Here is a 23,805-nt window from a genome sequence, read left to right as displayed (position 1 = left end):
ATCTGTACACTCCGCTTTTTTAGTCGCAATGATCTGGCAACCTGATCATCCTTTACAATGCTGTTGGATTAAGAAGAGTATTTGTGTCTTATTCTTTTTCTTTGACAGTTTTCGTTCTTGGCTTGGATGATTTTGGTTTTTTAGCAGTTTCTTCTGTACTGGTTGTCTTTTTTGTTTTTGTTGTCGTTTTTTTTGCTTTCGGCTTTTTTACAGCCTCAGCTTGTTCTGTCTTTTCTGTTTCTTCAATATTCGTATCAATGACTTCTTTGCCAGGAAACTCTTGCTCTGCTGAAGTAGCCGGTGAAGCTTCCATTATTTCTTCTATCACACTGTGTTTAAATTTGATTTTAGGTTCTTTTCCATCTATCAAACGATTAAAATTATCTCGGTGTTTGTATAGGACCAGAATGGTGATCATGAATAATGGGGGAAATATATTGAGATTACCCACCAATATTAATGAGTAAAAGGGAGCTAAAGTGATAGCAATTATTGATGCTAAAGAGGAATAGCGCCAGAAATTCGCTACCAGTAACCAGGTTGCGCCAACCATGACACCAATTACAAAATGAAACGCTAACAAGGCTCCTATTGTTGTAGCAACACCTTTTCCGCCTCTAAAATGAAAGAAAACAGGGTACATATGACCAACAACTGCTGCTAAGGCAGTAAAGGCAATGGTTACAGGTTCACCGCTTAAATATTTGGCTATGATTACAGGAAGTATACCTTTTAAAGCATCGCATACCATAACCAGGATACCGTACTGTTTCCCTCCAAGACGAAGTACATTAGTAGCGCCGGGGTTTTTTGAACCCTCTTCTCTTGGGTCGGGTAGCCCGAACGTACGGCACACGATGATAGCTGAATTAATGGAGCCCATTAAATAACCAACTAGTATTAGAAATATAAAAAGCGCCACCGATCTCTCCTTACTCGGGAATAATTTTTATTATCAAACAATCTCAATTGGCAGGCAATGTTAAGATAGAAAATTTGCCAAGACTAGATAATAGAATTCATTTCATGTTATTTCAATTTAATTCCATGATTAATGCTTGAATGAGAGTGGGAATTGACTTATTTATGCAAACTGCAGGCATAGTTAGTATAATTTGAACCAACAGGATAGTCCATATTGCTAAAAAAGTGGATGTTCCATAAAATTTGCATTATTTGCAATAGTTTGAGACGGATACTGAACGTTGCTTTTTAGGCCTATTCGATGTTTCACTAACAATCTGTTTCATTATTTAAGGGAATTTTACTAAAGCTATGGATGCCATTCATCTCCTTTCAGCAACAGAAATCATTCGCCGCATTAAAATGAAGGAACTCTCGGCTGTAGAGGTCATGGTGGCGCATTTAAACCATATTGATAAGATCAATCCTGTAATCAATGCGCTCACGGAACGTGTTCCCCCTGAGGAATGCTTAAAGCAGGCAAAAGCAATTGACAAGAGTATCGCTTCGAAAAATAGTTTGAACAGGCTAATGGGGTTGCCAGTTGCCATAAAAGACGCTTTGTATGTGAAAGGGTTAATTTGTTCTTCGGCTTGTTCAGGATTTTATAAGGGAGAAAAAGCGATACATGATGCGACCTTGGTTTCTCGGCTAAAAAAGGAAGGTGCAATTATTCTTGGCTTAACTAATGTTCCTGAATTGTGTCGCGGTGGTGATTCGGATAATTTAATCTATGGGCGGACCAATAATCCCTATGATCTGACTAGAACCAGTGGAGGAAGTAGTGGTGGTTCTGCTGCTTTGATTGCAGCAGGAGGGGTTCCTTTTGCTTTGGGTTCCGATGGTGGAGGAAGTTTGATGCAGCCTGCTCATTGTTGCGGCATTGTTGCATTGAAGCCAACACATGGTCATCTTCCTCATACAGGCTCTGTGGGTGGAGATTCCTATGGTCTTATTGGCAGCCTGATTTCTTTTGGGCCAATGGCTCGTTCTGTCAGCGATGTTCGTTTAGGACTTTCCGTGCTTGCCGGTTCTGATCAATATGATCCTTATACAAATCCGGTTCCTGTTATGCCTGCTGCACCACTAAAAAAATTACGTGTAGCCTATTTTACAGAGAATGGTTTTACGCCAGTTGATGCGGAGATACAGAACGTTGTTAAATCAGCAGCTTTGGCTTTGCAGGATGATGTGGCCATTGTGAGGGAGGTACGACCTGATTGTGTCAGCAAGGCTTTTGATTTGCACTGGGAGCTTTTTCTCGGGGGCGATCGCGGAGCGGGATTTAAAACTATGTTATCGGAGTTAGGGGTTAACAATCTGTCATGGGAGTTACAAGAGTTCTTGCGTCAAGCGGAACAAACTCAATTCTCGGTGACTCAATTGCATCAACGTATGCGTGAAATCGATTTGTTTCGTCTGGAATTCGCTTTATTCATGCAAGACTATGATGTATTGATTAGTCCAGTGTTTCCAAAAGCGGCGAAACCTCATGGGATTGGGATTAAAGAAATCCGCGATTTTTCCTATGCGATGACACACAACTTAAGCGGATTTCCAACGGTCAGCCTAAGATGCGGAACTTCAGGCGATGGGTTACCCATTAATGCATTAATAGCCGCTAATCGCTGGAAAGATACTACCGCACTGGCTGTTGCAGAACGCGTTGAGCAATTAATGGGTGGATATAAACCGCCTGCCCTTATCCGTTCTCTGCAATGAAGTGAAGGTTAATTATTTTTGAAACAGTGAACTAGGGCAGAAACAGGGATTGCAAATCATTGGTATATTGCCTTCCTAATGGCGTGACTTGCCAATGAGTCTCTGTTAAACTTATCAATTGTTTCTTCCTGGCCAATTCAAGCAAGGGTAAAAGCTGATTCAGTTCCAATCCTGTCGCAGTTGTGAATAAGTCAAACGGTATGGGTTGTTCCAGCCGGGTTGTATTCAGCATAAACTCAAATAACAATTCTTTTCCTTCAATGGATTCCCGAGCAGCCAGAAATGGTTTCTCATTATCCAGATAATCTTTGGGTTGCCGATGCTTACGGGTCCGTATTATTTCATTTGCTGTTGTCATTTTTCCATGAGCTCCCGCACCTATGCCCAAATAATCACCAAATAACCAATAATTGAGATTGTGTCTGGCTTGTTTTTCGGGTTTGGAAAAAGCGGAAATCTCATAGCGCTGATATCCGTAATCATGTAACAGAGCAAATCCTTGCTCCTCCAGTAAGTAATCCTCTTCTTCAGAAGGCAGGGGAGGTGTATGCTTGTAAAATACAGTATTCGGTTCTATGGTTAATTGATACCAGGATAAATGCTCAGGTTGATAGGATAAAGCGGTCTTAAGATCTTGTAATCCTTGTACCACACTTTGATTGGGTAAACTGTGCATGATATCAAGATTGAGATTATCAAAGCCGGCCTTACGAGCAGTATCTATGGCTGAATGAGCTTGTTTCTCATCATGAATACGGCCAAGAATTTTTAAATGATTGGGATTAAAGCTTTGAATTCCCAAAGAAAGGCGATTGATTCCTGATTGTCTATAATCAGTAAATCGATGTTGTTCTACAGTACCAGGATTAGCTTCCATTGTGATTTCAATATTTTTTGCAAAGGGAAGTAAAGACTTTAATTCATTAAATAAGTTGTTATAAGCTTCGGCTGAAAATAAACTGGGTGTGCCTCCACCAATAAAAATGGAGTTAATTTCACGGGCATTGTATGAGGATATATCGGTTTTAAGGTCTTCAATTAAGGCTTGAATATACTGATGTTCAGGTAAAACATCAGGGCTTTTGTGTGAGTTAAAATCACAGTATGGGCATTTTCTGATGCACCAGGGAATATGAATGTACAAGGATAACGGAAGCATTACAATTTTTAAACTGGCTTGTTAGGGAATGCAATAGTATCATGGTAGCAATTTTGCTACAAAATTAAGTGATGACCATTGATGCGGAATAAACCAAAATGTAAGCAAAGAACCGTGATAGCCAAATCCCGGTTGTTTACAGTTGAAGAAATGTATCTGGAATTTTCCAATGGAGCTCAGAGAGTCTATGAGCGGATTAAAAGTCATGGTCATGGGGCAGTGTTAATAGTTGCATTGACTCCTGGAGAATCATTATTATTAGTTCGGGAATACGCCGCAGGTACTGATTCTTATGAATTGTCCTTTCCCAAGGGAGTTATAGACAGAAATGAAACCCCTATAGAGGCAGCGAACAGAGAGTTACGTGAAGAGACGGGGTTTGCAGCAAGAGAACTGCACTGGATTCGCTCTATGTCATTGGCTCCGGGTTATTTTGGAGCTCGCATTGAACTCATTGTTGCGGAAGGCTTGTATCTCTCGCCCTTACCAGGCGATGAGCCCGAACCTCCTGAAACAGTAGAGTGGCCTTTACACGCTGCTAATGAGCTATTGGAAAAACCAGATTTTACCGAGGCGCGCAGTATTGCTGCGCTATTTTTAGTTAAAGAGTGGTTGAATAAGAGGAAATAATATGACAAATAATCGAGTAAGAGTTGCTGTCACAGGTGCAGCAGGGCAAATAGGTTATGCCTTGGTGTTTCGTATCGCTTCCGGTCAAATGTTTGGGCCAAATACTGAAGTGGAATTGAATTTACTTGAACTTGAGCCGGCACTCCCCTCTCTGGAAGGAGTGGCTATGGAGCTTGATGATTGCGCATTCCCCTTATTAAAACGCATTGTTTGTACCGCAGATTTGAATAAGGCAATGGATGGAGTTAACTGGGCATTATTGGTTGGTTCAGTTCCACGGAAACAAGGCATGGAACGTTCTGATTTATTACAAATCAATGGTGGCATATTTACCAAACAAGGCCAAGCGATTAATGATTATGCCAGTGATGATGTCCGGGTATTTGTTGTAGGAAATCCTTGCAATACCAATTGCCTGATTGCCATGAATCATGCGAAAGATATACCTTCTGATCGCTTTTATGCAATGACCACATTGGATGAGTTAAGAGCCCGTACTCAATTGGCCAAAAAAGCAGGCGTAGATATTACTGCAGTGACTCAAATGACGATTTGGGGTAATCATTCCTCTACCCAATATCCCGATTTTTATAACGCAAAAATCAATGGGATTTCTGCAGCACAAGTCATAAATGATGAAGCCTGGTTAAAAGAGACTTTTGTATCAACCGTTCAACAGCGAGGAGCCGCAGTTATCAAGGCACGAGGCTCATCTTCTGCTGCTTCTGCCGCCAATGCGATTATTACCGGGGTTAATCATTTGGTTACTGATACTCCTGCTGGAGAATCATTTTCAATGTGCCGTCGCTCAAAAGGAGAGTATGGAGTCGATGAAGGTTTGATATTCTCTTTCCCATGCCGCAGAGAGCGTGGCGAATTAAAAGTGGTTGAAAACCTGGAGTTCAATGATTTTGGGCGCGAGAGATTCAACGCTACTTTAAACGAATTACGAAGTGAGCGCGACACGGTCAAATCATTGGGCTTATTGGATTAATCAGATCGGATCAATTATTAATAGATTTGATCTTGTTGTTTTTGCTAATTACCCTGCTTTCTGAATTTTCAGGGCAGGGTGTCATAAGTCTTGTTTTATAAACCTGGTTTCAATGACTTGTTTGTTTGTAAATGAGAGCCCTTATTGGGATGTTGATGTCTGTTTTTATATTCCTCACTCAAATACATTTGAAATAACGGTGAATTCTCAAGGATGAGTTTAGCGTCTGCATTTCGTAAAAGAGTTGATACGGAACGACCATTGGATAATATTTCATTGAGAGTATGAATCAATTGCTCTATTTGTTCGAAGGGTTCTTTTCGTTTATGAATCAAAACGGGAATATGCTTAATTATAGCTCTGGCGAGTTGTTCGTCTGTTAAGTAGAGGATTAAGCGGGTTTGAGAAATTTTGATGAAATTTCTTTCTGACCTGAGAATGATATTATATAAAAAATCAGGATCTTTTTTTAAGTGATTGCTTAATCTTTGGCTAAATCCAAGCCTATCCCTGTGGTCAACCAGTGTTTGGGTTAATTCAGTATGATCCAATTGAGTAAAGGGCTTCCCTGTCTTTTTTGCGAGCCAGGTTATTAAATCATGTTCATGATGAGAATGATTCAGTGCACTGAATTGAAATCGTGGAGATACCTTTGGATGAGATAAGACTTGATTCCAGTCAATGGTTGGCATGTGGTGCAATTTGGCCAGAGCATCCATGGATTTTCTGATTATATTAAAATTAATCCGCCATTTTTCAATATAGGGCAGGGCTTCTCTAATTGCTCTAAGCAGTTCAATAAAAGTATTCCTGGCTTTTGGATCGTAGTTCTCGGTAGCTTCCTTAAGATGTTGAACTGCGGGAAAGGTATATTTGCCATTTCTCATTGCTTCTAAATGAAATACTGATTGTAGTGATTTTAGCAATACAGAAAAAGGGTCTTCCATACCAATATTCCTCCACCGGCCCTTCTTTAAAAGTAGTTTATAAAAACATAAAAGCCAAATATTTTGCAAAATGGATTAATAATTTTTAGTTTAATTGATAATATTTATTGTTTTAATAAAAACAATTGATTTTATTTATTAAATGATTTCACCTAAATTTAATAATGACAATTGTGTTAATTTAATGAGGAGAAAATTTATGATTACGGTAGGCAACAAATTTCCAAAATTTCAACTTAAAGCAACAGTCGCCAATGATGTAAGCAATGCATTTCAAATGATCTCTAATGAAACGTATCAGGGTAAATGGTTAGTCGTATTTTTTTGGCCTAAAGATTTTACCTTTGTCTGCCCTACTGAAATCGCGGAGTTTGGAAGGCTAAATTCAGAGTTTGCCGATCGGGATGCTCAAATTCTAGGTGGAAGCACAGACAGTGAATTTGTACACTTGGCCTGGAGAAATCAGCATCCGGACTTAAAAAACTTGCCATTTCCTATGCTGGCTGATGTTAAACGAGAATTGACAGGAAATTTGGGCATATTGGATGACGAGGAGGGGGTTGCTCAACGCGCGACATTTATTGTAGATCCCCAGGGAGTTACTCGTTTTGTGATGGTTACGGATTTAAACGTAGGGCGTAACCCAGCAGAAGTATTACGAGTTCTGGATGCTTTGCAGACCGATGAACTTTGTCCTTGTAACTGGAAAAAAGGCGAAGAAACAATTCATATTAAATAAATTGAAATAAGAGGCATCAATCATGTTAGAGAATGTTAAAGAAAGCATACCGGAAGTGGCTAAAGATATTCGCTTGAATTTGAGTAAGGTTCTGAACCTGGAGCAAAGTGATGGATTGAATGAGCAGCAAATTTTAGGTTCTGCATTAGCAGTCAGTTATTCTTTAGGCAATGAGGTTCTAATTAAAGAACTTAAAGAATTGGTTCACAACGAACAGATTGTGCATGCAGCACAACTGGCGGCAAGTCTTATGGCGATGACTAATATTTACTATCGCTTTGTTCATTTAACTGAAATTAAGGAAATTGAGCACATTCCTACAGGATTGCGGATGCAAGGAATGATGAATCCAGGAGTAGACAGGGTAACTTTTGAAATATTGTCTCTTGCGGTTTCTGCTCTCAATGGCTGTGGGGCTTGTGTTAGTTCTCACGCGCGTCAATTGAAAGAGCACGGATTATCCGATGCAGGCCTTGCACGAGTTGGACGTATTGCTGCGGTTATTCATGCGGTTCATGTCAGTGCGCGAATTAAATAAAATAATAGCGTTTGAAGCAGGTTACCTGCTTCAAACGCCCAAAATTATTTAATGACGCCGCAGGCTATACGGCCTTCACCACCGCCTTGTGGAGGATTATCACTATAACTATCTCCATTGGCATGAATCATGACAGCTAAATTATGCATATCACTTAATTTCAAACGGGGAGCTAAAGTAGGTATCATCGCTTTTCCATCACTTGTGACATATAAAACAGGCAAATCCCCCAAATGTCCATTACCATAAGGGCCTTGGTGGCTATTGGTATTTTGAGGATCATAATGTCCTTCTGCCTGCATTCCGTGGTCACCACAATCAGCATTTTTATGTAAATGGAAACCATGCGGACCTTCAGGAAGGTTAGTTAAATTTGGTGTAATCAAAACACCATAAGGGGTTTGTGTAAAGGTTACCTTGCCTATTGCAACTGGCTTGGGGCCAGTCGTGTAAATTGGCGCTGTAAGATCATCCGCAAAAGCCATGCTTGAGAATAAAAAAGTTCCAACTAATATTGTTCCTGATTTGTTCATATCATTTCCTGACATTATTCAAAATCTGTTAATATTTTTAGTATTATCCAAGAAAAGCATTTATTCCACAGGATTTACAAAAAACTTCGATTTTTTAGTTTAAAAATATTTTTAATTCAATCATTTGGTTAATCTGGATTTCCGCGATCAAACCTTCATTGCGTCAACCCCGACATTTTAGTAAATCCTGTTTGGGATAGAGTTTTAAATTAATTGAATCAGTAAAAAATGATTGCTGTATAATAAGCAAGGTTTATACTTTATGTTTTAAGCTTTTATTACACAGAGAGTCCTCATGGAATTGAGAATTGATAATACCCCTTTTAAAGCCATCTTTCAGCCTTTGGATCTGGGTTTTACCCAAATTAAGAATCGTTTATTAATGGGTTCAATGCATACTGGACTTGAGGAAGATAAAGAAAATTTAAATCGCCTTGCAAGTTTTTATAGAGAAAGAGCTCAGGGCGGAGTTGGATTAATCGTAACAGGTGGTTTTGCCCCTAACCGAGCTGGCCGTCTGGCTCCCTTTGCTGCCAAGCTGACTAATAGCAAAGAGCAACATCGACATGAAATCATTACACAGGCTGTACATGAAGCAGGTGGAAAAATTGCTTTGCAAATATTGCATGCTGGGCGTTATGGCTATCACCCTTTTATTGTAGCACCAAGCCGTATTAAATCTCCCATTAGCCCTTTTAAGCCTTGGGAAATGAGTAAAAGACGAATTATCAAAACCATCAAACATTTTGCTCGATGTGCCCGACTAGCCCAATTGGCTGGCTATGATGGGGTTGAAATCATGGGAAGCGAAGGATATTTGATAAACCAGTTTATAGTAACTCATACCAATCATCGCAGGGATGAATGGGGCGGAAGTTATTCCAATCGCATGCGATTTCCCATTGAAATAGTTCGCAGTGTCCGTGAGGCGGTAGGAGAGCACTTTATTATCATTTATCGCTTGTCCATGCTTGATTTGGTGGCGGAGGGGAGTAATTGGCAGGAAGTGATCACCCTTGCTAAAGCCATTGAGCAAGCTGGCGCCAGTTTAATCAATACGGGTATAGGTTGGCATGAAGCAAGAATTCCAACGATAGGAACGATGGTTCCATCAGCTGCTTTCACTCAAGTGACTCGGCATTTAAAGCCTGAAATTAAAATACCAGTGATTACATCCAACCGAATTAATACACCAGAGTTGGCCAATCAATTATTGGAAGATGGAGTCGCAGATATGATCTCTATGGCCAGACCATTTCTAGCGGATCCCTGCTTTGCAGAAAAAGCAAAATTAGGCGAAAGCAAAGCGGTTAATGTATGTATCGCTTGTAATCAAGCATGTCTTGATCAGGTTTTTGTGAACAAAACAGCATCGTGTCTGGTTAATCCTCGTGCCTGTAACGAGACGACCTTGATTTATGAAACAACAAATCAACCAAAATCTATTGCTGTAGTTGGTTCTGGACCGGCTGGCCTTGCTTTTGCAGTAACGGCAGCTGAACGAGGGCATAAAATTACTCTGTTTGAAAAAGCAAATCAGATTGGCGGACAGTTTAATTTAGCGAAAAAAATTCCTGGAAAAGAAGAGTTTCAGCACACATTGAATTATTTTGCTTACCAACTCCAAAAGTATAAGGTGGATGTACACTTGAATACTGAAGCCACTGTGGAATTACTGAAAGACTATGATGAAGTGGTCTTGGCAAGTGGAATTATACCCAGAGTTCCTGAGATTAAAGGCATAGATCACGAAAAAGTGGTAAGTTATATTGATGTGATTACTAAAAACAAACCGGTTGGATCACGAGTCGCCGTCATTGGGGCAGGAGGAATTGGCTTTGATGTTGCTGAATTTTTAACTCATGACCATCAGTTGACCTCTGAGGAATTTTATAATGAATGGGGGATTGATCTTGGCGGACAACATAGGGGTGGATTAAAACCACCTCAAATTGCACCGAGTCCTCGTGAAGTGTATTTATTACAACGCAAAAAAGAAAAAATGGGTAAACGATTGGGAAAAACTACCGGATGGATTCATCGTTCCAGCTTAAAACATAAACAAGTCAAAATGCTTTCAGGGGTAAATTATGAGCGTATTGATGATCAGGGATTGCACTTGGTTATTGACGACAAACCTCAAGTTTTGGAAGTTGATTCTATAGTGATTTGTGCAGGTCAAATAGAATTAAAGAGTTTGTATGAGCCTTTAAAAATGGCAGGTAAATTGGTTCATTTAATAGGAGGTGCTTATAAAGCTTTGGAGCTTGATGCACGTCACGCTATTGATCAGGCTTGTCGGTTGGCTGCGTTGGTATGAGTAAAATTGCTGTAGTGATAAATCCTATAGCAGGCGGAGGTCGCGGGAAAAAAGTTTGGAAAGTTCTAAAGCCCGGGTTACATGCCCTATTCGAACAAACTGTTTACAGAATATCTAACAGGGTTAATGATCTTGAAGCAATCACAGACGGACTTCTTGCTGAAAACCCTGACAGCTTGTTAATAATCGGTGGAGATGGCACTTTAAATCATGTTTTGAATGGCTTAATTGAGAAAGATAAATTAAAAAATCCGCAAACAAAAATCGCCTTTTTTAATGCGGGTTGTGGTGGTGATTTTACAAGACAATTTCCGAAACAAAAAATGACCGAATTCCTGGATAGGTTAAGTCATAATCAATTTATCAATTGTGATATTGGGAAAATTACTTTTGCTAATCAAGTGTCGAGATATTTTATTAACATTGCCAGCTGTGGTTTGTCAGGACAGGTGGTTTTGCGTGCATCTAAAAGCAAGTGGTTAAAAAAGCTGGGCGGCACTCTGAATTACTTATTGCATTCTTTAACCGGATTGATGACCTATCGTAAAACCAAAGTGAAGATTCAGATCGATGATGCCATACCTTTTGAAAACACGATGCTATTAATGGCTGTTTGTAGTGGCCAATATTTCGGTGGAGGTATGCATGTAGCACCGATGGCAAAAGTGAATGATGGTTTGTTTGATGTGGTTTTTTTTAATGATTTTTCAAAATTAAACGCACTGTTTAAGTTATATAAAATTTACTCAGGCGGGCATCTGTTGGATAATAATGTTCATTATGTCCAGGCTAAAAAAATTAAAATTGAGTCATTGGAAGGATGTAAAATAGAAATTGAAGCCGATGGTGAAAGCATTGGTCGGTTACCAGCGCAGTTTGAGTTAATTGATGAAACTCTTCCTCTTATTGTTTAAAAATAAAGAGCAAAGGTCAAAACCGGGCTCTTTTGGTAGAATTATTTTTTATCAAGGTATGTGTTGTCTTGATAAAATTAATAAATATAGTGCATCATCTTGTTAATTTTGTTATTATAATGCACATTTTTTATATTAGTTAGCCTTTTCAGAAAGACGCTTTATTATATTCAGGAACAGTATGAATCAAGAAATATCAAACTTCTCCGCTTTTAATTTTTCTAATGCTTTAAATAAAGCGTTAGAAGATATGAAGTTTACTACTCCATCACCTATTCAGGCCCAAACCATTCCTTTGATGTTGCAAGGTCGCGATGCAATTGCTCTTGCACAGACCGGTACAGGTAAAACAGCGGCTTTTGCATTACCAATTTTGCAAAATCTGTCTCCTGATATACCTGCCACTCAGGCTTTAATTTTAGCCCCTACCCGTGAATTGGCAATCCAGGTTGCGGAACAATTTGAATTATTAAGCAAGTACCAACGCAATGTGACTATCGCCGTTCTTTGTGGCGGACAAGAGTATGGCCGTCAATTAAAACAATTGCGCAGTGGTGCGCAAGTGGTTGTTGGAACGCCAGGACGTATTCTGGATCATATCGACAAGGGTACCTTGCTGTTAAATAATTTACAGACATTTATTCTCGATGAAGCAGATGAAATGTTGCGCATGGGCTTCATTGAAGATGTAGAAACCATTTTGGAAAAGTTGCCTGAAAAAAAGCAAATGGCATTGTTTTCAGCAACCATGCCTTATCGAATTCGTCAAATAGCCAATACTTATTTGAATGACCCAGCTTCAATCGAAATCCGTATGGAAACTGCTACGGTCAAATCTATAGAACAACGTTTTTTGTTTGCTTCTGTACATCAAAAACCGGATGCGTTAATCCGAGTCCTGGAAGTGGAAGATTATCAAGGGGTTATAGTTTTTGTACGCACTAAAAGCAGTACTGAGGAAGTAGCAGAGCTATTGCAACAACATGGATTAAGAGCAATGGCAATTCATGGTGATATTACTCAGTCTTTGCGCGAGCGGATTATTGCACAGTTTAAACAAGGAGCGATTGATATCCTTGTGGCGACGGATGTTGCTGCGCGCGGTCTGGATGTTGAACGAGTTACTCATGTTATTAATTATGATATGCCCCATGACAATGAAACCTATGTTCACAGAATTGGCAGAACAGGAAGAGCAGGCCGCTCTGGTGTTACGGTTTTATTTGTAACGCCCAAGGAGTCTCGTTTAATTTCCAGCATTGAACGCCATACCCGGCAACGAATTGAAAAAGTTCAAGTTCCCAATGACCATATGATACAGATGGCTCGTCAACAACGATTCATGTCTAACATTACTGCCCGTTTGAACCATGAGCATGTATATTCCTATAAAAGGATTGTAGAAGAATACATGAAAGAAAATGATGCATCAGCGGTGGACGTTGCGGCTGCTCTTGCTTTATTGCTGCATAAGGATATGCCTTGGAAAAAAGAATTGAATTTACCAAAAGCAGCTTCAGCATTCAAAGAAGAGAGAGCTCGGGCAGGAGAAAAAGGATTGGATTTACGTGGTCGCTTTAAGGAAGAGAGAAAAGCTTTTTCTGGTGACCGGAAAGGGGCACGAGGAAGTAAGAAAGATTTTGCTAAAGATTTTTCTAATGAAAGAAAAAAATTTAATGATGGCAGGAAGGCCTTTAATCAAGAACCGGCAGCTCAGGATTTATTCCGCATCGATGTGGGCAAAATTCATGGAGTCAAACCCGGTAACATAGTAGGGGCTATTGCTAATGAAGCAGGCTTGCAAAGCCGATATATTACTGGCCTTAAAATTCACGAAGATCACTCAACTGTTCGCCTACCCAAAGGTATGCCTAAAGAAGTGATGAAAGACTTAACCAAGGCTTGGGTTTGCGGCCGTCAACTGAATTTAACATTAATTGGCAGTGCCTGAATAACTCAGCAGTAAAGTGCTGTTAGCGCTATCAATTGGCCTTTAATTATTTTGTAAAACGCGATTTCGCCTGTCAGGGCGAGATCATAACATTAAGTACAATAAATAGCGCAAACAATGGTTCAGATTTTATTATCCCCGCACAGGCAGTAAGCTATCTCTTCTCTATAGCAAAGGGAGGGGCAAGATTTGAAATAGATTCCCACTCGCGTAGGAATGATATGCATATGTATTATTTAATCAAAGTATGATTTTGCCCTGAAGACCTACCTTTTTCCTGGCTTGTTTTTCTAATTTAATACCTCTAATATGGATTGGTGTTCTGAAATTTAACACTGAGGGGCCAAATTATGAAAAAGAAACATGAACCCGGTTTTTTCGGTAGAGAAACCAAGAATAGCAAAGACATTGAAAGCAATAGATACGATCCTGATTGCCCAATTCGGAGAGCTGATAAGTCTCGTGGATTCAGCCAAAAAGCAAGCGGCCAGTTTCAGCTACGAATAAAAGAAGAAGTAAAAGAAGCTTTAGACGACATTCGTAATGAATCTGCCTATAAATTTAATTAAGCATTATTTTATCTCTGAGTGTAAGAGATCAGCTCTTTCTTGAAACGACCGTATTTGGTCCATCTTGAACGGAAATAACCATTGGAGTACTGATGATCTGTATATTTCTGAGTTTAATGAAGCCTGACAAGAGGCTTCATTAGTAATAAAACACTACCTTTATGGTTTGTTGCCAAACAACACTGACGCAGCAGTAGCTGCTACGGCTACAGTGGCAGCAACGAATGGGAAAAGAACATAGGGGTTTTCAAACTGACTTTTATAAGGTACTTCGTCTTTGAGTTTGGCAATTAATTCTTTTCTTATCTGACTACTATTTTCTCTCACAGATTTTAATCTATTCTCAGGATCGGTGTTCGCTGTAAGTAATGGAACATAGTCATCCAATAATATATTTCGGGCACTTTGTATTTGCTCTGTAGTCTCACTGGTTGGATTTTCATACTTCTCCGAAACAAGAGCTATGGCTTCTGCGATTGCAGAAGTGAATTTTAGCTTATCCTCCTTGGACCAGTCATCAGCATTTGTTATACGTGAATTAATTTGATAGCGGGGGTTTTCATATTGGCCTTGAGTAAAATGGTGAATTGCATCATCCAGCTTCTTGTCCACAGAGAGTATGGTTTCAAGAAACATCAAGCTATTAATCAGGAAATTTCTTTCAAATCTAGTCATTATTATGGTTCTCATAAAGAAATAAGGGCTGACGACATTTCTGCTGAATCGATTGCAAGATATTGATTTTCTGTACCCTGTTACAAAAGAAAGCATTATGAATCGAGTCAGGGAAGTGTTTACAGGATTTACTATAATTAGGTTTCTGTTTTAGATCAACAAAAAATTTATATACAGTAATGTGTTAAATGCCGTGGAAAAATTGATAAATCATTATATAATTGAATGAACCTAAAGATATAAAATCAATCTATTACTTAAGGGGTTTCATGAAACTATTAGCATCTTTGTGTGCTTTTTTATTGTCGGGAGTGGTTAGTGCGACACCACTTAATAACATAGTTGTATTTGGTGATAGCTTGTCGGATAACGGTAACTTATATGAATACATGAAACACCAACTTCCCCAGTCTCCCCCTTATTTTGAAGGTCGTTTCTCCAATGGTCCAGTGTGGATAGAACGTTTAATAGCCTCTTATTTCCCTAATGATCCAAATTCTCATTTACTGGATTATGCGTTTGGTGGAGCAGGAGTTTCTGTTGATGAAGAAGATGATGAGGTGTTTTTTACCTTAAGAAGAGAAGTGAATTCTTATTTGTTAGCACATCAGGATAAAGCAAGCCCTGACAGTCTTTTTGTTATTTGGATAGGGGCAAATAATTATCTGGGTATGCCTGTTGAAGTGGAGGAAACACTTAAAAATGTTAACCGTGGGATTACTGATAGCATACAACGTCTGGTAGAAAAGGGTGCGAAGCATATTTTAGTTCTCAATTTACCTGATTTGGGCAGAACTCCTGCCGCTCTGGAATTCGGTTCTGTTGAAGAAATGACTTATTTTTCAACACAACACAATAATGCATTATCCAATACAGTGGATTATTTTAAAAAAACTTATCCTGAGGTGGAATGGTTATTCTTTGATACGGGTAGTCATTTTGACCATGTGATAGAGCATGCTTCTGAGTATGGATTTACGAATATAACGGGTACCTGTTCCTATTCGATAGTTGATGAGATTACTAAAAATTCCGTTTTGAAGATGGTTGCGTCTGTGAAACCAGAATTGACAGAAAACGCATGTGATGGTTATTTGTTCTTTGATTTAGTACATCCGACGGCTTTGGCGCATAAAATAATGGCAGAAAAAGCACGTTTGATGTTAGATGAGGCTGGAGTCCAGTTCGCTGAGAATTAAGAGATATCTTTAAATGCAACTCGCATTATCATTCAAATCAATCCACAATTCCAAGGAGGGAGATTTTTAAGATTGAATGGAGCCTGATGAGAGGATAATTTATTTGGTATTTGCCTATACTCTCATTCTAACCAAGGAATCTTGCCCCTTACAGGCAATTTTATAGGGAAATATGAATCAAATTAAATGGATAGCTCTACTATTTTGTCTTATTGTTTCCAATGTTTTTGCAGAGAAGCTTGAAATAACAGTCGAGCAAAAAAAAGTTATTTTACCTTATTGGTTATCAAAGCCCGTTTCCTATGGGGCGGTCATCATTGTTCGTGGTGGAGAGACTGCGCAATGGTCTTTGTTATTGGAACAGTTTGCCAAGGGATTATTTCAAAATGGCTGGTCAGTCGTCTTGTTGAATTGTACTAAAAATAACTCGATACCCTGGATCAATCAATTACCGGAAGTCATCAGTACTTTAAGGCAGAACGATAATAAAAGAATCGTTTTAGTCCATTATGGCGATCAACTTAATCTATCGCTAGAATATTTTAGCAAACTGCAATCCAAGATGATCAATGGGTTAGTGATGTTGTCTGCCTATGATTTAAATAAAAATCTGCAAAAAGCACCTCGTTTACGTTTTCCACTGTTTGATATTGTGGGGCAGTTTGATTATGACATGGTAAAGCAGCAACGAAAGAGCAGGGAAGAGAGGTTTAAAGAGAATAGTTATTTAGCCATTGATATACCTGGTGCCCCTCATGACTATCAATACAGTCAACAATTATTATTAGCGTTTGTCCATGGTTGGATGGCAAAGCTTCCGGAATTTGAGCCACAACCACCGCCGATATTGGTTTCTTATTTGGAACCGGTTTATTCTTCTGCAAGTTTGATCTTGTCAATTGATGAATTGGATTACCAACCTTTGGTTTCACAGATCAATTCATAGGCTTTCATAATTTGATGAGTTTTATCATTAGCCAATTTAATCATTTCTTCGGGTAAACCTTGAGCAATTAATTTATCCGGATGGTTACGGCTTAAGAGACGTCTGTATGCTCTTCTAACTTCCTGTTTGTTTGCATTCGGACTTACTTCAAGTAAAGCATAAGCATGTGCTAAAGCATTAGGGGGTGATTGAGGTTTGTAACCTCTTTGTCCTTGAGAAGAGGATGTATGTTGGTATCCCTGTTGATTATGATAGTGCTGTTTTGGTTGTTCTTGTTGGAAATAAGAACCGAAATCTTCATAAAAACGATACTGTTTGTGTAAGGGGGCGAATCCCAGATGAGTAAAAATGTTATCAAGCGCATGAATTTTTTGGCTGTTTAATCCATCGACTTGGGCGGCTCTGTACTGAATATCTACAAAAAGCTTTAACAAATCACGGTTATCCTTGCAGATTCTTTGTAATTGGATAAGAGCAAGACTGACATTGAAATCAGGTTGTTTCCCTTCATTAAATAATCGTTTTGCCAAATCTTTTTGTTCCTTATTCAATTTCATTTCACTCATCAGGGATTTAGCCATGTTAATCTCTTGTTCAGAAACACGGCCATCTGATTTCGCAACATGCCCCATTATGGAAAAGGTTGCTTCAAAGAAGGCTTTTTGGACAATTTTTTGTTTTTCTGCATGATATAGCCAATGTGGATTAGAGTAATAGCTGACAAGGCCCCGATCAAAAAAGTTTCCAACGAGAATGCCAAACAAAGCGCCTACTGGCCCAGCAGTTAAGTAGCCAAAGAAGGCACCAAGTATTTTTCCCCACCAGGTTGTTATTACAAAGAAATCGCGTAAGTTCATTATCAGAAGTTACCTATAAAGATGTATGTTAAATTTGATTTCAAATTTTAATTTAATACAGACAAAGCACAACATAGCCTCTAATTGAATTGTAACATATCGCACAAGGAACTGTTTTAGGTATATACTTTACCTTTTTGTGTTTGGTACCTGTTTATGCGTTTTGTGTATTCCTTTTTAATGTATTTACTGACGCCTTATTTGTTTTTTCGCCTGTGGTGGAAGGGTAGAAAATTACCAGCATACAGACAGCGCATAGCAGAACGATTTTGTCTGGGATTACAAGAGTATGCACCAGTTGATGTATGGGTTCATGCTGTTTCTCTGGGGGAAGTGATTGCGGCAACACCTTTGATTGATGCAATGCTCGACAAACGCTGGTCGGTGCTAGTCACCACTATGACCCCTACAGGTTCTGAGCGAGTCAAATCGCGATTTGGTCATAAGGTAGCGCATCAATATTTACCGTATGATTTACCTTGGGTTCTCAAACGATTTTTTAAAAAGACGAGACCTCGTGTCGGGATTATTATGGAGACGGAATTGTGGCCTAATTTAATTAACCAGGCTCATGCTTCAGGAGTGTCATTATTCCTGGCGAATGGACGCTTATCCGATCGCTCTTTGCAAGGATATCTAAAGCTCAAATATTTATTTAAACCAGTTTTGAATCAATTTTCAGGGATTCTGACACAAAGCAATGAAGATGCTGAGAGGTTCATTGCTTTGGGCGCAAATGCTGCTTTAGTGCATGTATTAGGGAATATGAAGTTTGATTTACAGATTAATTCTGTTGATAGTAAAAAATACAGGGAATTAAAAAGTCACTGGGGAGAAGACAGAGTGACCGTTATTGCAGCAAGCACCCATGATAACGAGGAATCTCAGATTTTATCTCAGCTACCTCGGTTGCAGGAGGCTATTCCAGGAGTGGTGTTATTAATTGCCCCACGTCATCCAGAAAGGTTTCAATCAGTCTATCAGTTGAGTGTTCAGGCGGGATTTAATACCGGATGTCGTAGCAATTTGGATACGGTTTCCAGAAAAAATGAAGTGGTTATACTGGACAGTTTGGGTGAGCTTTTGGGATTTTATCAAATTAGTGATTTTGCATTTGTTGGCGGTAGCCTTGTCCCGGTTGGTGGTCATAATGTATTAGAGCCAATCGCAATGAATGTCCCTGTTTTAAGCGGGAATCAAGTACATAATTTTAAAACAATTTGCAGAGAGCTTAAAGAGGCTCAGGCTATTTTGCTAGTGAATCATGTCAATGAGTTGGTTGATGCGATTATCAAGTTATATCAGGATAAAGAATCTCAAAGCACTATGGTGACAAATGCCAGTTCAGTTCTTGAAAGTAATAAGGGTTCTGTATTGAGGTATTTGCAGAAAATTGAGGCAGCTTTGGGATAATAGCTTATTATATAGTTCTCTCGGTATTTATTCCTTGTATCATGCCAGCAAACTCATCAAAACATTTTTGGACTTGTTCAAGGTGGAGTATCCATGGGCAATGGCCTGCCTTATAAATTATTTTATTAATCACATTTTGATTTTGAAAATTCTTATCCTGAATAAATATTGCAGGTGGACAAATGTAATCAAGTTCACTGGCAATGGTCATGGTTGGAATGGTTTGAGGATGCCACTTATAGTGAAAATCATTATAAAAATGCTCGATGGCATAATGATAGGATTCATTGTTGTAGGCAAATAATTCCATCATTTGCTCACCGATGGGTAGCTCTTCTTGAGTAAAACAATAATGTTTATAAGTATCCCAAAATTTTTTATAGGTCTCGTTGGATGGATATAAATGATATTGGCTCGCAGCGGGGACTAAATCCGGCAAATGATGTTTTTGACGCATTTCGTTAACATGCTGAAAGAAACTGTTGGTTGTTGTTGTATTCATTAAAACAAGCCCGCTTAAATGATCCTCAATTTCCGGAAAATTCAGCGTGAACATTCCTGAAAAACTATGGGTAACAAGGATTGGCTTGTTCAAAGATTTCAGCAATAAAATGAGGCCTTCCTGCCAAGATACAAAATCAAGTTGGCCTTCACCATTATTTCCATCTTTTGGAAAATCAACAAGGCTTACAGTGCCCTGCAAAGCTAGCTTGTCGCAAAAACCGGCTAAATATTCAGAACCAAGTCCCGGCCCACCTGGCAGAAACAGCCAGTGTTGATCCGAGCCTTTTTTGATTTGATTTAATCTGTAGCCGTAATTGGTAAAATACATAAAAAACATCGATTGTTTGTAGTAATAAACTCCCGCTTGGCGGGAATTTATTGTTTAATGTTCAGAGACAAGAAAGAATCAAGCCCCTTGATTTTGGCGTTCCTTGATTTCAGATAGAGTTTTACAATCTATGCATAAGGTTGCAGTAGGTCTTGCTTCAAGGCGTTTCAGACCAATTTCGATTCCGCAGGCTTCACAATATCCAAAATCGTCATTTCTTAATCGCTCAAGAGCGTCTTCGATTTTTTTAATGAGTTTTCGTTCCCTGTCGCGGGTTCTCAGCTCAATGCTAAATTCTTCTTCCTGGCTTGCTCTGTCGGAAGGATCTGGGAAGTTGGCTGCTTCATCTTTCATGTGTGAGACAGTACGATCTACTTCTTCCATTAAAGATTGGCGCCAAGCGAGTAATATTTTTTCAATATGTGCCAGCTGTTTTTCATTCATATATTCCTCGCCCTCAGTCTCTTGGTAGGGCGCTATTCCCATATTTCCTATTGCATCGTTTTTCACGTTGTATAATCTCTCTTTGGTTTTATCAATTAATTGTCCTGTCATGCCAGACCCTATATTTCATTCTGTATCTGAAACTGAGTTTTATACAAAATCGCTACGTATACCAAAAAACGTCAGTATCATCAACAAAAAAATAATCACTACAAAGGTTTGTTATTCCTATTGCTTGGACGTTGTCCTCCACTTACCCTATCATGTCCTTGAAGATCTTGCCAACAGTGTATGTTTTTATATCCTAATTGATTAAGTATAGCGCTTATCTCATTTTTTTGTTCAAAACCATGTTCAACCAAGAGCAGTCCATCAGGCAAAAGATATTCATAACTGTGCTGAATAATATATTGTAGATCAGCTAATCCATCTTGACTACTGACTAATGCACTTGTTGGTTCAAAGCGGACATCGCCTTGTTTTAAATGAGGATCATTTTCAGCAATGTAGGGCGGATTAGATACAATAGCATGGTATTGTTTTAGGGGGAGATTATTAAACCAGTAGGAATGACAGAAATTAATATTGTTTAAGCCGAGCGTTTTAGCGTTATAACGGGCTAACTCCAATGCTCCTTTGCTGAAGTCACACGCGTCAATATGCCAAAGGGGTCTTTCTTTTGCAAGCGCCAGGGCAATGGCACCACTTCCTGTTCCCAGATCAAGGACAGAAACATTCTCCTTGTCAGGTATTAGCTCCAGTGCAAGTTCCACCAGACGCTCGGTTTCATGTCTTGGAATGAGAACATTGGGTGTTACTTTTAACGAAAGAGACCAAAATTCGCGCTGTCCAGTAATGTAAGCGATTGGTATACCTTCAGCACGTTGTTTAATCATCTGCAAATAGGTTTCTATCTGTTCAGGAGAAACCAAGGCATCCGGGTGGGCAAAAAGATAGGTCCGGTTTTTGTTTAACACATGGCAGAGTAAAAGTTCTGCCTCTAACTTGGTTTCCTGGTTTTTGACTTTGAATTGTTGCAGAGCTTGTTCCAGTAATGAACGAATATCAATCATGTCGGCCTAAATCGGCTAGCAGTTCAGCATGGTATTCGCGTTTTAACGGGTCAATGACCAGGGATAAATTCCCTTCCATGATGTCACTAAGCTGGTAGATAGTCAGATTGATGCGGTGATCAGTGAGTCGACCTTGAGGAAAGTTATAAGTTCTAATGCGCTCGGAGCGGTCACCTGTACCAACCAGTGACTTACGTGTTTGCGCTTGTTCTTGTTTTTGTTTGCTTACTTCGGCATCTAATAATCTTGTTTTTAACAAGGACATGGCTTTGGCACGGTTTTTGTGCTGTGAACGCTCATCCTGGCACTCTACAACCACTCCTGTAGGGATGTGTGTGATGCGAATAGCAGAATCTGTTTTGTTAACATGCTGTCCACCGGCTCCAGAAGATCTGTAAGTATCGATGCGTAAGTCATCGGGATTTATCTGAATGTCATTAATTTCATCCACCTCAGGCATGATAGCGACCGTACATGCGGAAGTATGGACACGACCTTGCGATTCAGTTTCAGGTACTCTCTGTACTCGGTGAGCTCCTGATTCAAATTTGAGTTGTGAATAAACCGATTGCCCACTGATTTTGGCAATTATTTCCTTGTAGCCTCCATGTTCACCATGGCTGGCGCTAATTAATTCAATTTGCCAACCCTGGCTTTCTGCATAACGGCTGTACATTCGAAAGAGATCCCCGGCAAATATAGCTGCTTCGTCTCCACCTGTGCCGGCTCTGACTTCAAGATAAATATTGCGTTCATCATCAGGATCTTTAGGAATGAGATGCCATTGTAATTGTTCATCCAATTCCTCAATTTGTTTCTTGACGGTGTCTATCTCTTCTTCAGCCATAGCCGCTAAATCTTTGTCATCACTTTCCAATAATTCGTTTAAAGAATCCAAATTATTTTTTGCCTCTAAATACGACTCATAACATTGGGAAACTGGTTCAAGTTGGGCATATTCTTTTGATAAAGACTTAAATTGATTTTGATCGGCAATAATGGATGCTTCGGACAGTAAGCGGCCTACTTCCTCGTATCGCTCCAACATTTGCTGTAATTTTAACTCAAGAGATTTCTTCATATAATGATTGATTGGCTGTTGTATCAAAGAGATATCGTGCGAGGTCAAGTAAGTCTTCTCTGTTATCCCATGCCATTTGTCTTAAACCTATGGTGGGATTATGAGTTAGCTTGTTGACCAAGCGCATACTGAATTCATTTAAAACGTCTTGCTGATTTTGACCAGCGGATATTTTTTTCAAAGCACGTTGTAATTCCTGTTGAGCCAAAGTGTGCATTTGATTGCGGTAATCGCAAATGACGTCTTTGGCTCTAAGCGAGCGATGCCATCTAATGTAGTTATCCAGTTCGCTTTCGATCAATTGTTCTGCTTGCAATGCCGCATTTCGCCTTTCATCCATCCCTTTTTCTATCATGGATTGTAAATCATCGACGTTATAGAGATGAACTTGTTCCAATTCATTGACATTTTCTTCAATATCACGAGGAACAGCCAAATCCAATAAAAACATAGGAGCATGGTTTCTTTGCTCTAAGGCATGTTCAACCAGGCTTTTATTAATGAAAGGAAGGGGACATGCTGTGGCAGAAATAACCACATCGGCCAGAGGCAAATATTGCGGGATATCACCAATGGACAGTGTTTTCCCACCAAAAGTTTCAGCTAATTTTTGAGCATTTTCCAGAGTGCGGCTCGCTATCAAAAAACGATGGACACCTTGTTGATGCAGGTATTTGGCAACCAGGGAGGCTGTTTCTCCGGAACCAATTAAAAAGACACTTAAAGAATGATAGTTTTTAAATAATTGCCCTATCAGTTGCACAGCAGCATAGGCAATCGATACGGGATTGGCTCCAATTCCGCTACGAGTTCTGATGCGTTTGGACGCTCTGAAAATATATTCAAAAACAGGTCGTAATTGTGTTTTTACTGTGCCAAGACGACAAGCATGTTGATACGCCTGTTTCATTTGACCAAGGATTTGCGGCTCACCTATCATCATGGAATCCAGGCCACTGGCAACACGCAAGGTATGTTTGATTCCTTCTTTTCCCTGATGGATATACAAAAATTGAGATAATAATTCCTCTGATAATTGGTGTTCATGGGCTAACCAGTTTCCAAGAACCTCAGGGGTATTGGTATCGCAGTAGATTTCAGTCCGGTTGCATGTAGATAAAATAGCTGCTTCATTGACTTCAGGTAAATCAAGCAGGCTATTCAGTAGAGAATCTTGCATGGCTGGCTGCAGTGCGACTTTTTCACGCACATGAATTGGAGCAGTTTTATGATTAAGCCCGCAAGCTACAAATACCATAGAATCTTGATTTATTTATTTAAGAGAGTTAACGAATTGTAAACGATT

The 23,805-nt window shown here is 39.3% G+C and carries 23 protein-coding genes; 12 read left to right on the top strand and 11 right to left on the bottom strand.

Features of this window, described 5'->3' with window-relative positions:
- Positions 1-88: 88 nt before the first annotated feature.
- Positions 89-922 (bottom strand): glycerol-3-phosphate 1-O-acyltransferase PlsY, encoded by an 834-nt coding sequence (gene plsY / locus CC34_RS0113440; protein WP_027227384.1) that lies wholly within the window; start codon positions 920-922, stop codon positions 89-91.
- A 353-nt stretch (positions 923-1,275) separates the two neighbouring features.
- Here plsY and CC34_RS0113435 point away from each other — a divergent pair, with 353 nt between their 5' ends.
- Positions 1,276-2,685 (top strand): amidase, encoded by a 1,410-nt coding sequence (locus tag CC34_RS0113435; RefSeq protein WP_028377811.1) that lies wholly within the window; start codon positions 1,276-1,278, stop codon positions 2,683-2,685.
- 31 nt (positions 2,686-2,716) lie between these two features.
- Here CC34_RS0113435 and hemW read toward each other — a convergent pair whose 3' ends face one another.
- The gene (gene hemW, locus CC34_RS0113430) at positions 2,717-3,844 is read right to left on the bottom strand and encodes a radical SAM family heme chaperone HemW (RefSeq protein ID WP_027227382.1); all 1,128 of its coding nucleotides are present in this window, start codon (positions 3,842-3,844) and stop codon (positions 2,717-2,719) included.
- Positions 3,845-3,925: 81 nt separating this feature from the next.
- Between hemW and nudE the strand changes: the two genes are divergently transcribed.
- Both nudE and CC34_RS0113420 read left to right on the top strand, forming a co-directional pair.
- Positions 3,926-4,474, top strand: a complete 549-nt coding sequence (gene nudE / locus CC34_RS0113425) for an ADP compounds hydrolase NudE (protein WP_027227381.1) — start codon at positions 3,926-3,928, stop codon at positions 4,472-4,474.
- A 1-nt stretch (position 4,475) separates the two neighbouring features.
- Positions 4,476-5,468: a malate dehydrogenase gene (locus tag CC34_RS0113420; protein WP_027227380.1), complete on the top strand. Its 993-nt coding sequence runs from the start codon at positions 4,476-4,478 to the stop codon at positions 5,466-5,468.
- Positions 5,469-5,563: 95 nt separating this feature from the next.
- On the opposite strand, the gene CC34_RS0113415 is transcribed toward CC34_RS0113420, so the two are convergent.
- Complete coding sequence (locus CC34_RS0113415; protein ID WP_080272071.1) at positions 5,564-6,484, bottom strand: hypothetical protein; 921 nt, start codon at positions 6,482-6,484, stop codon at positions 5,564-5,566.
- A gap of 130 nt (positions 6,485-6,614) precedes the next feature.
- Between CC34_RS0113415 and CC34_RS0113410 the strand changes: the two genes are divergently transcribed.
- Positions 6,615-7,154, top strand: coding sequence for a peroxiredoxin (locus CC34_RS0113410; RefSeq protein WP_027227378.1), 540 nt, complete (start codon positions 6,615-6,617; stop codon positions 7,152-7,154).
- Positions 7,155-7,176: 22 nt separating this feature from the next.
- Complete coding sequence (locus CC34_RS0113405) at positions 7,177-7,692, top strand: carboxymuconolactone decarboxylase family protein (protein ID WP_027227377.1); 516 nt, start codon at positions 7,177-7,179, stop codon at positions 7,690-7,692.
- Between the two features lie 44 nt (positions 7,693-7,736).
- On the opposite strand, the gene CC34_RS0113400 is transcribed toward CC34_RS0113405, so the two are convergent.
- A complete protein-coding gene (locus CC34_RS0113400; protein WP_027227376.1) occupies positions 7,737-8,225 on the bottom strand; it encodes a superoxide dismutase family protein in 489 nt (162 codons plus the stop codon).
- 295 nt (positions 8,226-8,520) lie between these two features.
- On the opposite strand from CC34_RS0113400, the gene CC34_RS0113395 reads away from it, so the two are divergent.
- The 4 genes from CC34_RS0113395 (at position 8,521) to CC34_RS0113380 (ending at position 13,979) form a co-directional block, all read left to right on the top strand.
- Positions 8,521-10,545, top strand: a complete 2,025-nt coding sequence (locus CC34_RS0113395; protein WP_027227375.1) for an oxidoreductase — start codon at positions 8,521-8,523, stop codon at positions 10,543-10,545.
- Positions 10,542-11,459, top strand: a complete 918-nt coding sequence (locus CC34_RS0113390) for a diacylglycerol/lipid kinase family protein (RefSeq protein WP_027227374.1) — start codon at positions 10,542-10,544, stop codon at positions 11,457-11,459. The genes CC34_RS0113395 and CC34_RS0113390 overlap by 4 nt, the downstream gene beginning before the upstream one ends.
- Positions 11,460-11,640: 181 nt before the next feature.
- Positions 11,641-13,410 (top strand): DEAD/DEAH box helicase, encoded by a 1,770-nt coding sequence (locus CC34_RS0113385; RefSeq protein ID WP_027227373.1) that lies wholly within the window; start codon positions 11,641-11,643, stop codon positions 13,408-13,410.
- 350 nt (positions 13,411-13,760) lie between these two features.
- A complete protein-coding gene (locus tag CC34_RS0113380) occupies positions 13,761-13,979 on the top strand; it encodes a hypothetical protein (RefSeq protein ID WP_028379628.1) in 219 nt (72 codons plus the stop codon).
- A 159-nt stretch (positions 13,980-14,138) separates the two neighbouring features.
- Here CC34_RS0113380 and mavE read toward each other — a convergent pair whose 3' ends face one another.
- Positions 14,139-14,654, bottom strand: a complete 516-nt coding sequence (gene mavE, locus CC34_RS0113375) for a Dot/Icm T4SS effector MavE (RefSeq protein WP_011947187.1) — start codon at positions 14,652-14,654, stop codon at positions 14,139-14,141.
- A 269-nt stretch (positions 14,655-14,923) separates the two neighbouring features.
- On the opposite strand from mavE, the gene plaA reads away from it, so the two are divergent.
- On the top strand, positions 14,924-15,853 hold the full coding sequence (gene plaA, locus CC34_RS0113370; RefSeq protein WP_027227372.1) for a GDSL family lysophospholipase PlaA: 930 nt from the start codon (positions 14,924-14,926) through the stop codon (positions 15,851-15,853).
- A 172-nt stretch (positions 15,854-16,025) separates the two neighbouring features.
- A complete protein-coding gene (locus tag CC34_RS0113360; RefSeq protein ID WP_027227371.1) occupies positions 16,026-16,799 on the top strand; it encodes a DUF3530 family protein in 774 nt (257 codons plus the stop codon).
- Here CC34_RS0113360 and djlA read toward each other — a convergent pair.
- Positions 16,766-17,656, bottom strand: coding sequence for a co-chaperone DjlA (gene djlA, locus CC34_RS0113355; RefSeq protein WP_027227370.1), 891 nt, complete (start codon positions 17,654-17,656; stop codon positions 16,766-16,768). The two genes, CC34_RS0113360 and djlA, sit on opposite strands and share 34 nt — an antisense overlap.
- Positions 17,657-17,812: 156 nt before the next feature.
- Here djlA and waaA point away from each other — a divergent pair, with 156 nt between their 5' ends.
- Positions 17,813-19,069 (top strand): lipid IV(A) 3-deoxy-D-manno-octulosonic acid transferase, encoded by a 1,257-nt coding sequence (gene waaA, locus CC34_RS0113350; protein ID WP_027227369.1) that lies wholly within the window; start codon positions 17,813-17,815, stop codon positions 19,067-19,069.
- A 7-nt stretch (positions 19,070-19,076) separates the two neighbouring features.
- Here waaA and CC34_RS0113345 read toward each other — a convergent pair whose 3' ends face one another.
- The 5 genes from CC34_RS0113345 to hemA form a co-directional block, all read right to left on the bottom strand.
- Positions 19,077-19,910 carry an alpha/beta hydrolase family protein gene (locus tag CC34_RS0113345; RefSeq protein ID WP_028379627.1) on the bottom strand — a complete coding sequence of 278 codons (834 nt, stop codon included), beginning with the start codon at positions 19,908-19,910 and terminating at the stop codon, positions 19,077-19,079.
- Between the two features lie 69 nt (positions 19,911-19,979).
- Positions 19,980-20,456, bottom strand: a complete 477-nt coding sequence (dksA, locus tag CC34_RS0113340; protein WP_027227367.1) for an RNA polymerase-binding protein DksA — start codon at positions 20,454-20,456, stop codon at positions 19,980-19,982.
- A gap of 98 nt (positions 20,457-20,554) precedes the next feature.
- Positions 20,555-21,418 (bottom strand): peptide chain release factor N(5)-glutamine methyltransferase, encoded by an 864-nt coding sequence (prmC, locus tag CC34_RS0113335; protein WP_027227366.1) that lies wholly within the window; start codon positions 21,416-21,418, stop codon positions 20,555-20,557.
- Entirely contained in the window at positions 21,411-22,499 is a 1,089-nt protein-coding gene (gene prfA / locus CC34_RS0113330) for a peptide chain release factor 1 (protein WP_027227365.1), read from the bottom strand. The genes prmC and prfA overlap by 8 nt, the downstream gene beginning before the upstream one ends.
- Positions 22,483-23,757 (bottom strand): glutamyl-tRNA reductase, encoded by a 1,275-nt coding sequence (gene hemA, locus CC34_RS0113325; RefSeq protein ID WP_027227364.1) that lies wholly within the window; start codon positions 23,755-23,757, stop codon positions 22,483-22,485. The genes prfA and hemA overlap by 17 nt, the downstream gene beginning before the upstream one ends.
- Positions 23,758-23,805 lie beyond the last annotated feature (48 nt).

Source organism: Legionella pneumophila subsp. fraseri (genome assembly GCF_000586315.1).
In the GTDB taxonomy this organism is placed as follows: Bacteria; Pseudomonadota; Gammaproteobacteria; order Legionellales; family Legionellaceae; genus Legionella; species Legionella pneumophila_B.
Note: the sequence above shows the minus strand (reverse complement) of the source record. Positions and strands in the feature narration are given on the sequence as shown.

Excerpts from the sequence above, each read along its gene's own strand:
- CC34_RS0113435 (WP_028377811.1), top strand. The coding sequence starts at position 1,276 with ATGGATGCCATTCATCTCCTTTCAGCAACAGAAATCATTCGCCGCATT.
- hemW (WP_027227382.1), bottom strand. The coding sequence starts at position 3,844 with ATGCTTCCGTTATCCTTGTACATTCATATTCCCTGGTGCATCAGAAAA.
- nudE (WP_027227381.1), top strand. The coding sequence starts at position 3,926 with ATGCGGAATAAACCAAAATGTAAGCAAAGAACCGTGATAGCCAAATCC.
- CC34_RS0113420 (WP_027227380.1), top strand. The coding sequence starts at position 4,476 with ATGACAAATAATCGAGTAAGAGTTGCTGTCACAGGTGCAGCAGGGCAA.
- CC34_RS0113410 (WP_027227378.1), top strand. The coding sequence starts at position 6,615 with ATGATTACGGTAGGCAACAAATTTCCAAAATTTCAACTTAAAGCAACA.
- CC34_RS0113405 (WP_027227377.1), top strand. The coding sequence starts at position 7,177 with ATGTTAGAGAATGTTAAAGAAAGCATACCGGAAGTGGCTAAAGATATT.
- CC34_RS0113400 (WP_027227376.1), bottom strand. The coding sequence starts at position 8,225 with ATGAACAAATCAGGAACAATATTAGTTGGAACTTTTTTATTCTCAAGC.
- CC34_RS0113395 (WP_027227375.1), top strand. The coding sequence starts at position 8,521 with ATGGAATTGAGAATTGATAATACCCCTTTTAAAGCCATCTTTCAGCCT.
- CC34_RS0113390 (WP_027227374.1), top strand. The coding sequence starts at position 10,542 with ATGAGTAAAATTGCTGTAGTGATAAATCCTATAGCAGGCGGAGGTCGC.
- CC34_RS0113385 (WP_027227373.1), top strand. The coding sequence starts at position 11,641 with ATGAATCAAGAAATATCAAACTTCTCCGCTTTTAATTTTTCTAATGCT.
- CC34_RS0113380 (WP_028379628.1), top strand. The coding sequence starts at position 13,761 with ATGAAAAAGAAACATGAACCCGGTTTTTTCGGTAGAGAAACCAAGAAT.
- mavE (WP_011947187.1), bottom strand. The coding sequence starts at position 14,654 with ATGACTAGATTTGAAAGAAATTTCCTGATTAATAGCTTGATGTTTCTT.
- plaA (WP_027227372.1), top strand. The coding sequence starts at position 14,924 with ATGAAACTATTAGCATCTTTGTGTGCTTTTTTATTGTCGGGAGTGGTT.
- CC34_RS0113360 (WP_027227371.1), top strand. The coding sequence starts at position 16,026 with ATGAATCAAATTAAATGGATAGCTCTACTATTTTGTCTTATTGTTTCC.
- djlA (WP_027227370.1), bottom strand. The coding sequence starts at position 17,656 with ATGAACTTACGCGATTTCTTTGTAATAACAACCTGGTGGGGAAAAATA.
- waaA (WP_027227369.1), top strand. The coding sequence starts at position 17,813 with ATGCGTTTTGTGTATTCCTTTTTAATGTATTTACTGACGCCTTATTTG.
- CC34_RS0113345 (WP_028379627.1), bottom strand. The coding sequence starts at position 19,910 with ATGTTTTTTATGTATTTTACCAATTACGGCTACAGATTAAATCAAATC.
- dksA (WP_027227367.1), bottom strand. The coding sequence starts at position 20,456 with ATGACAGGACAATTAATTGATAAAACCAAAGAGAGATTATACAACGTG.
- prmC (WP_027227366.1), bottom strand. The coding sequence starts at position 21,418 with ATGATTGATATTCGTTCATTACTGGAACAAGCTCTGCAACAATTCAAA.
- prfA (WP_027227365.1), bottom strand. The coding sequence starts at position 22,499 with ATGAAGAAATCTCTTGAGTTAAAATTACAGCAAATGTTGGAGCGATAC.
- hemA (WP_027227364.1), bottom strand. The coding sequence starts at position 23,757 with ATGGTATTTGTAGCTTGCGGGCTTAATCATAAAACTGCTCCAATTCAT.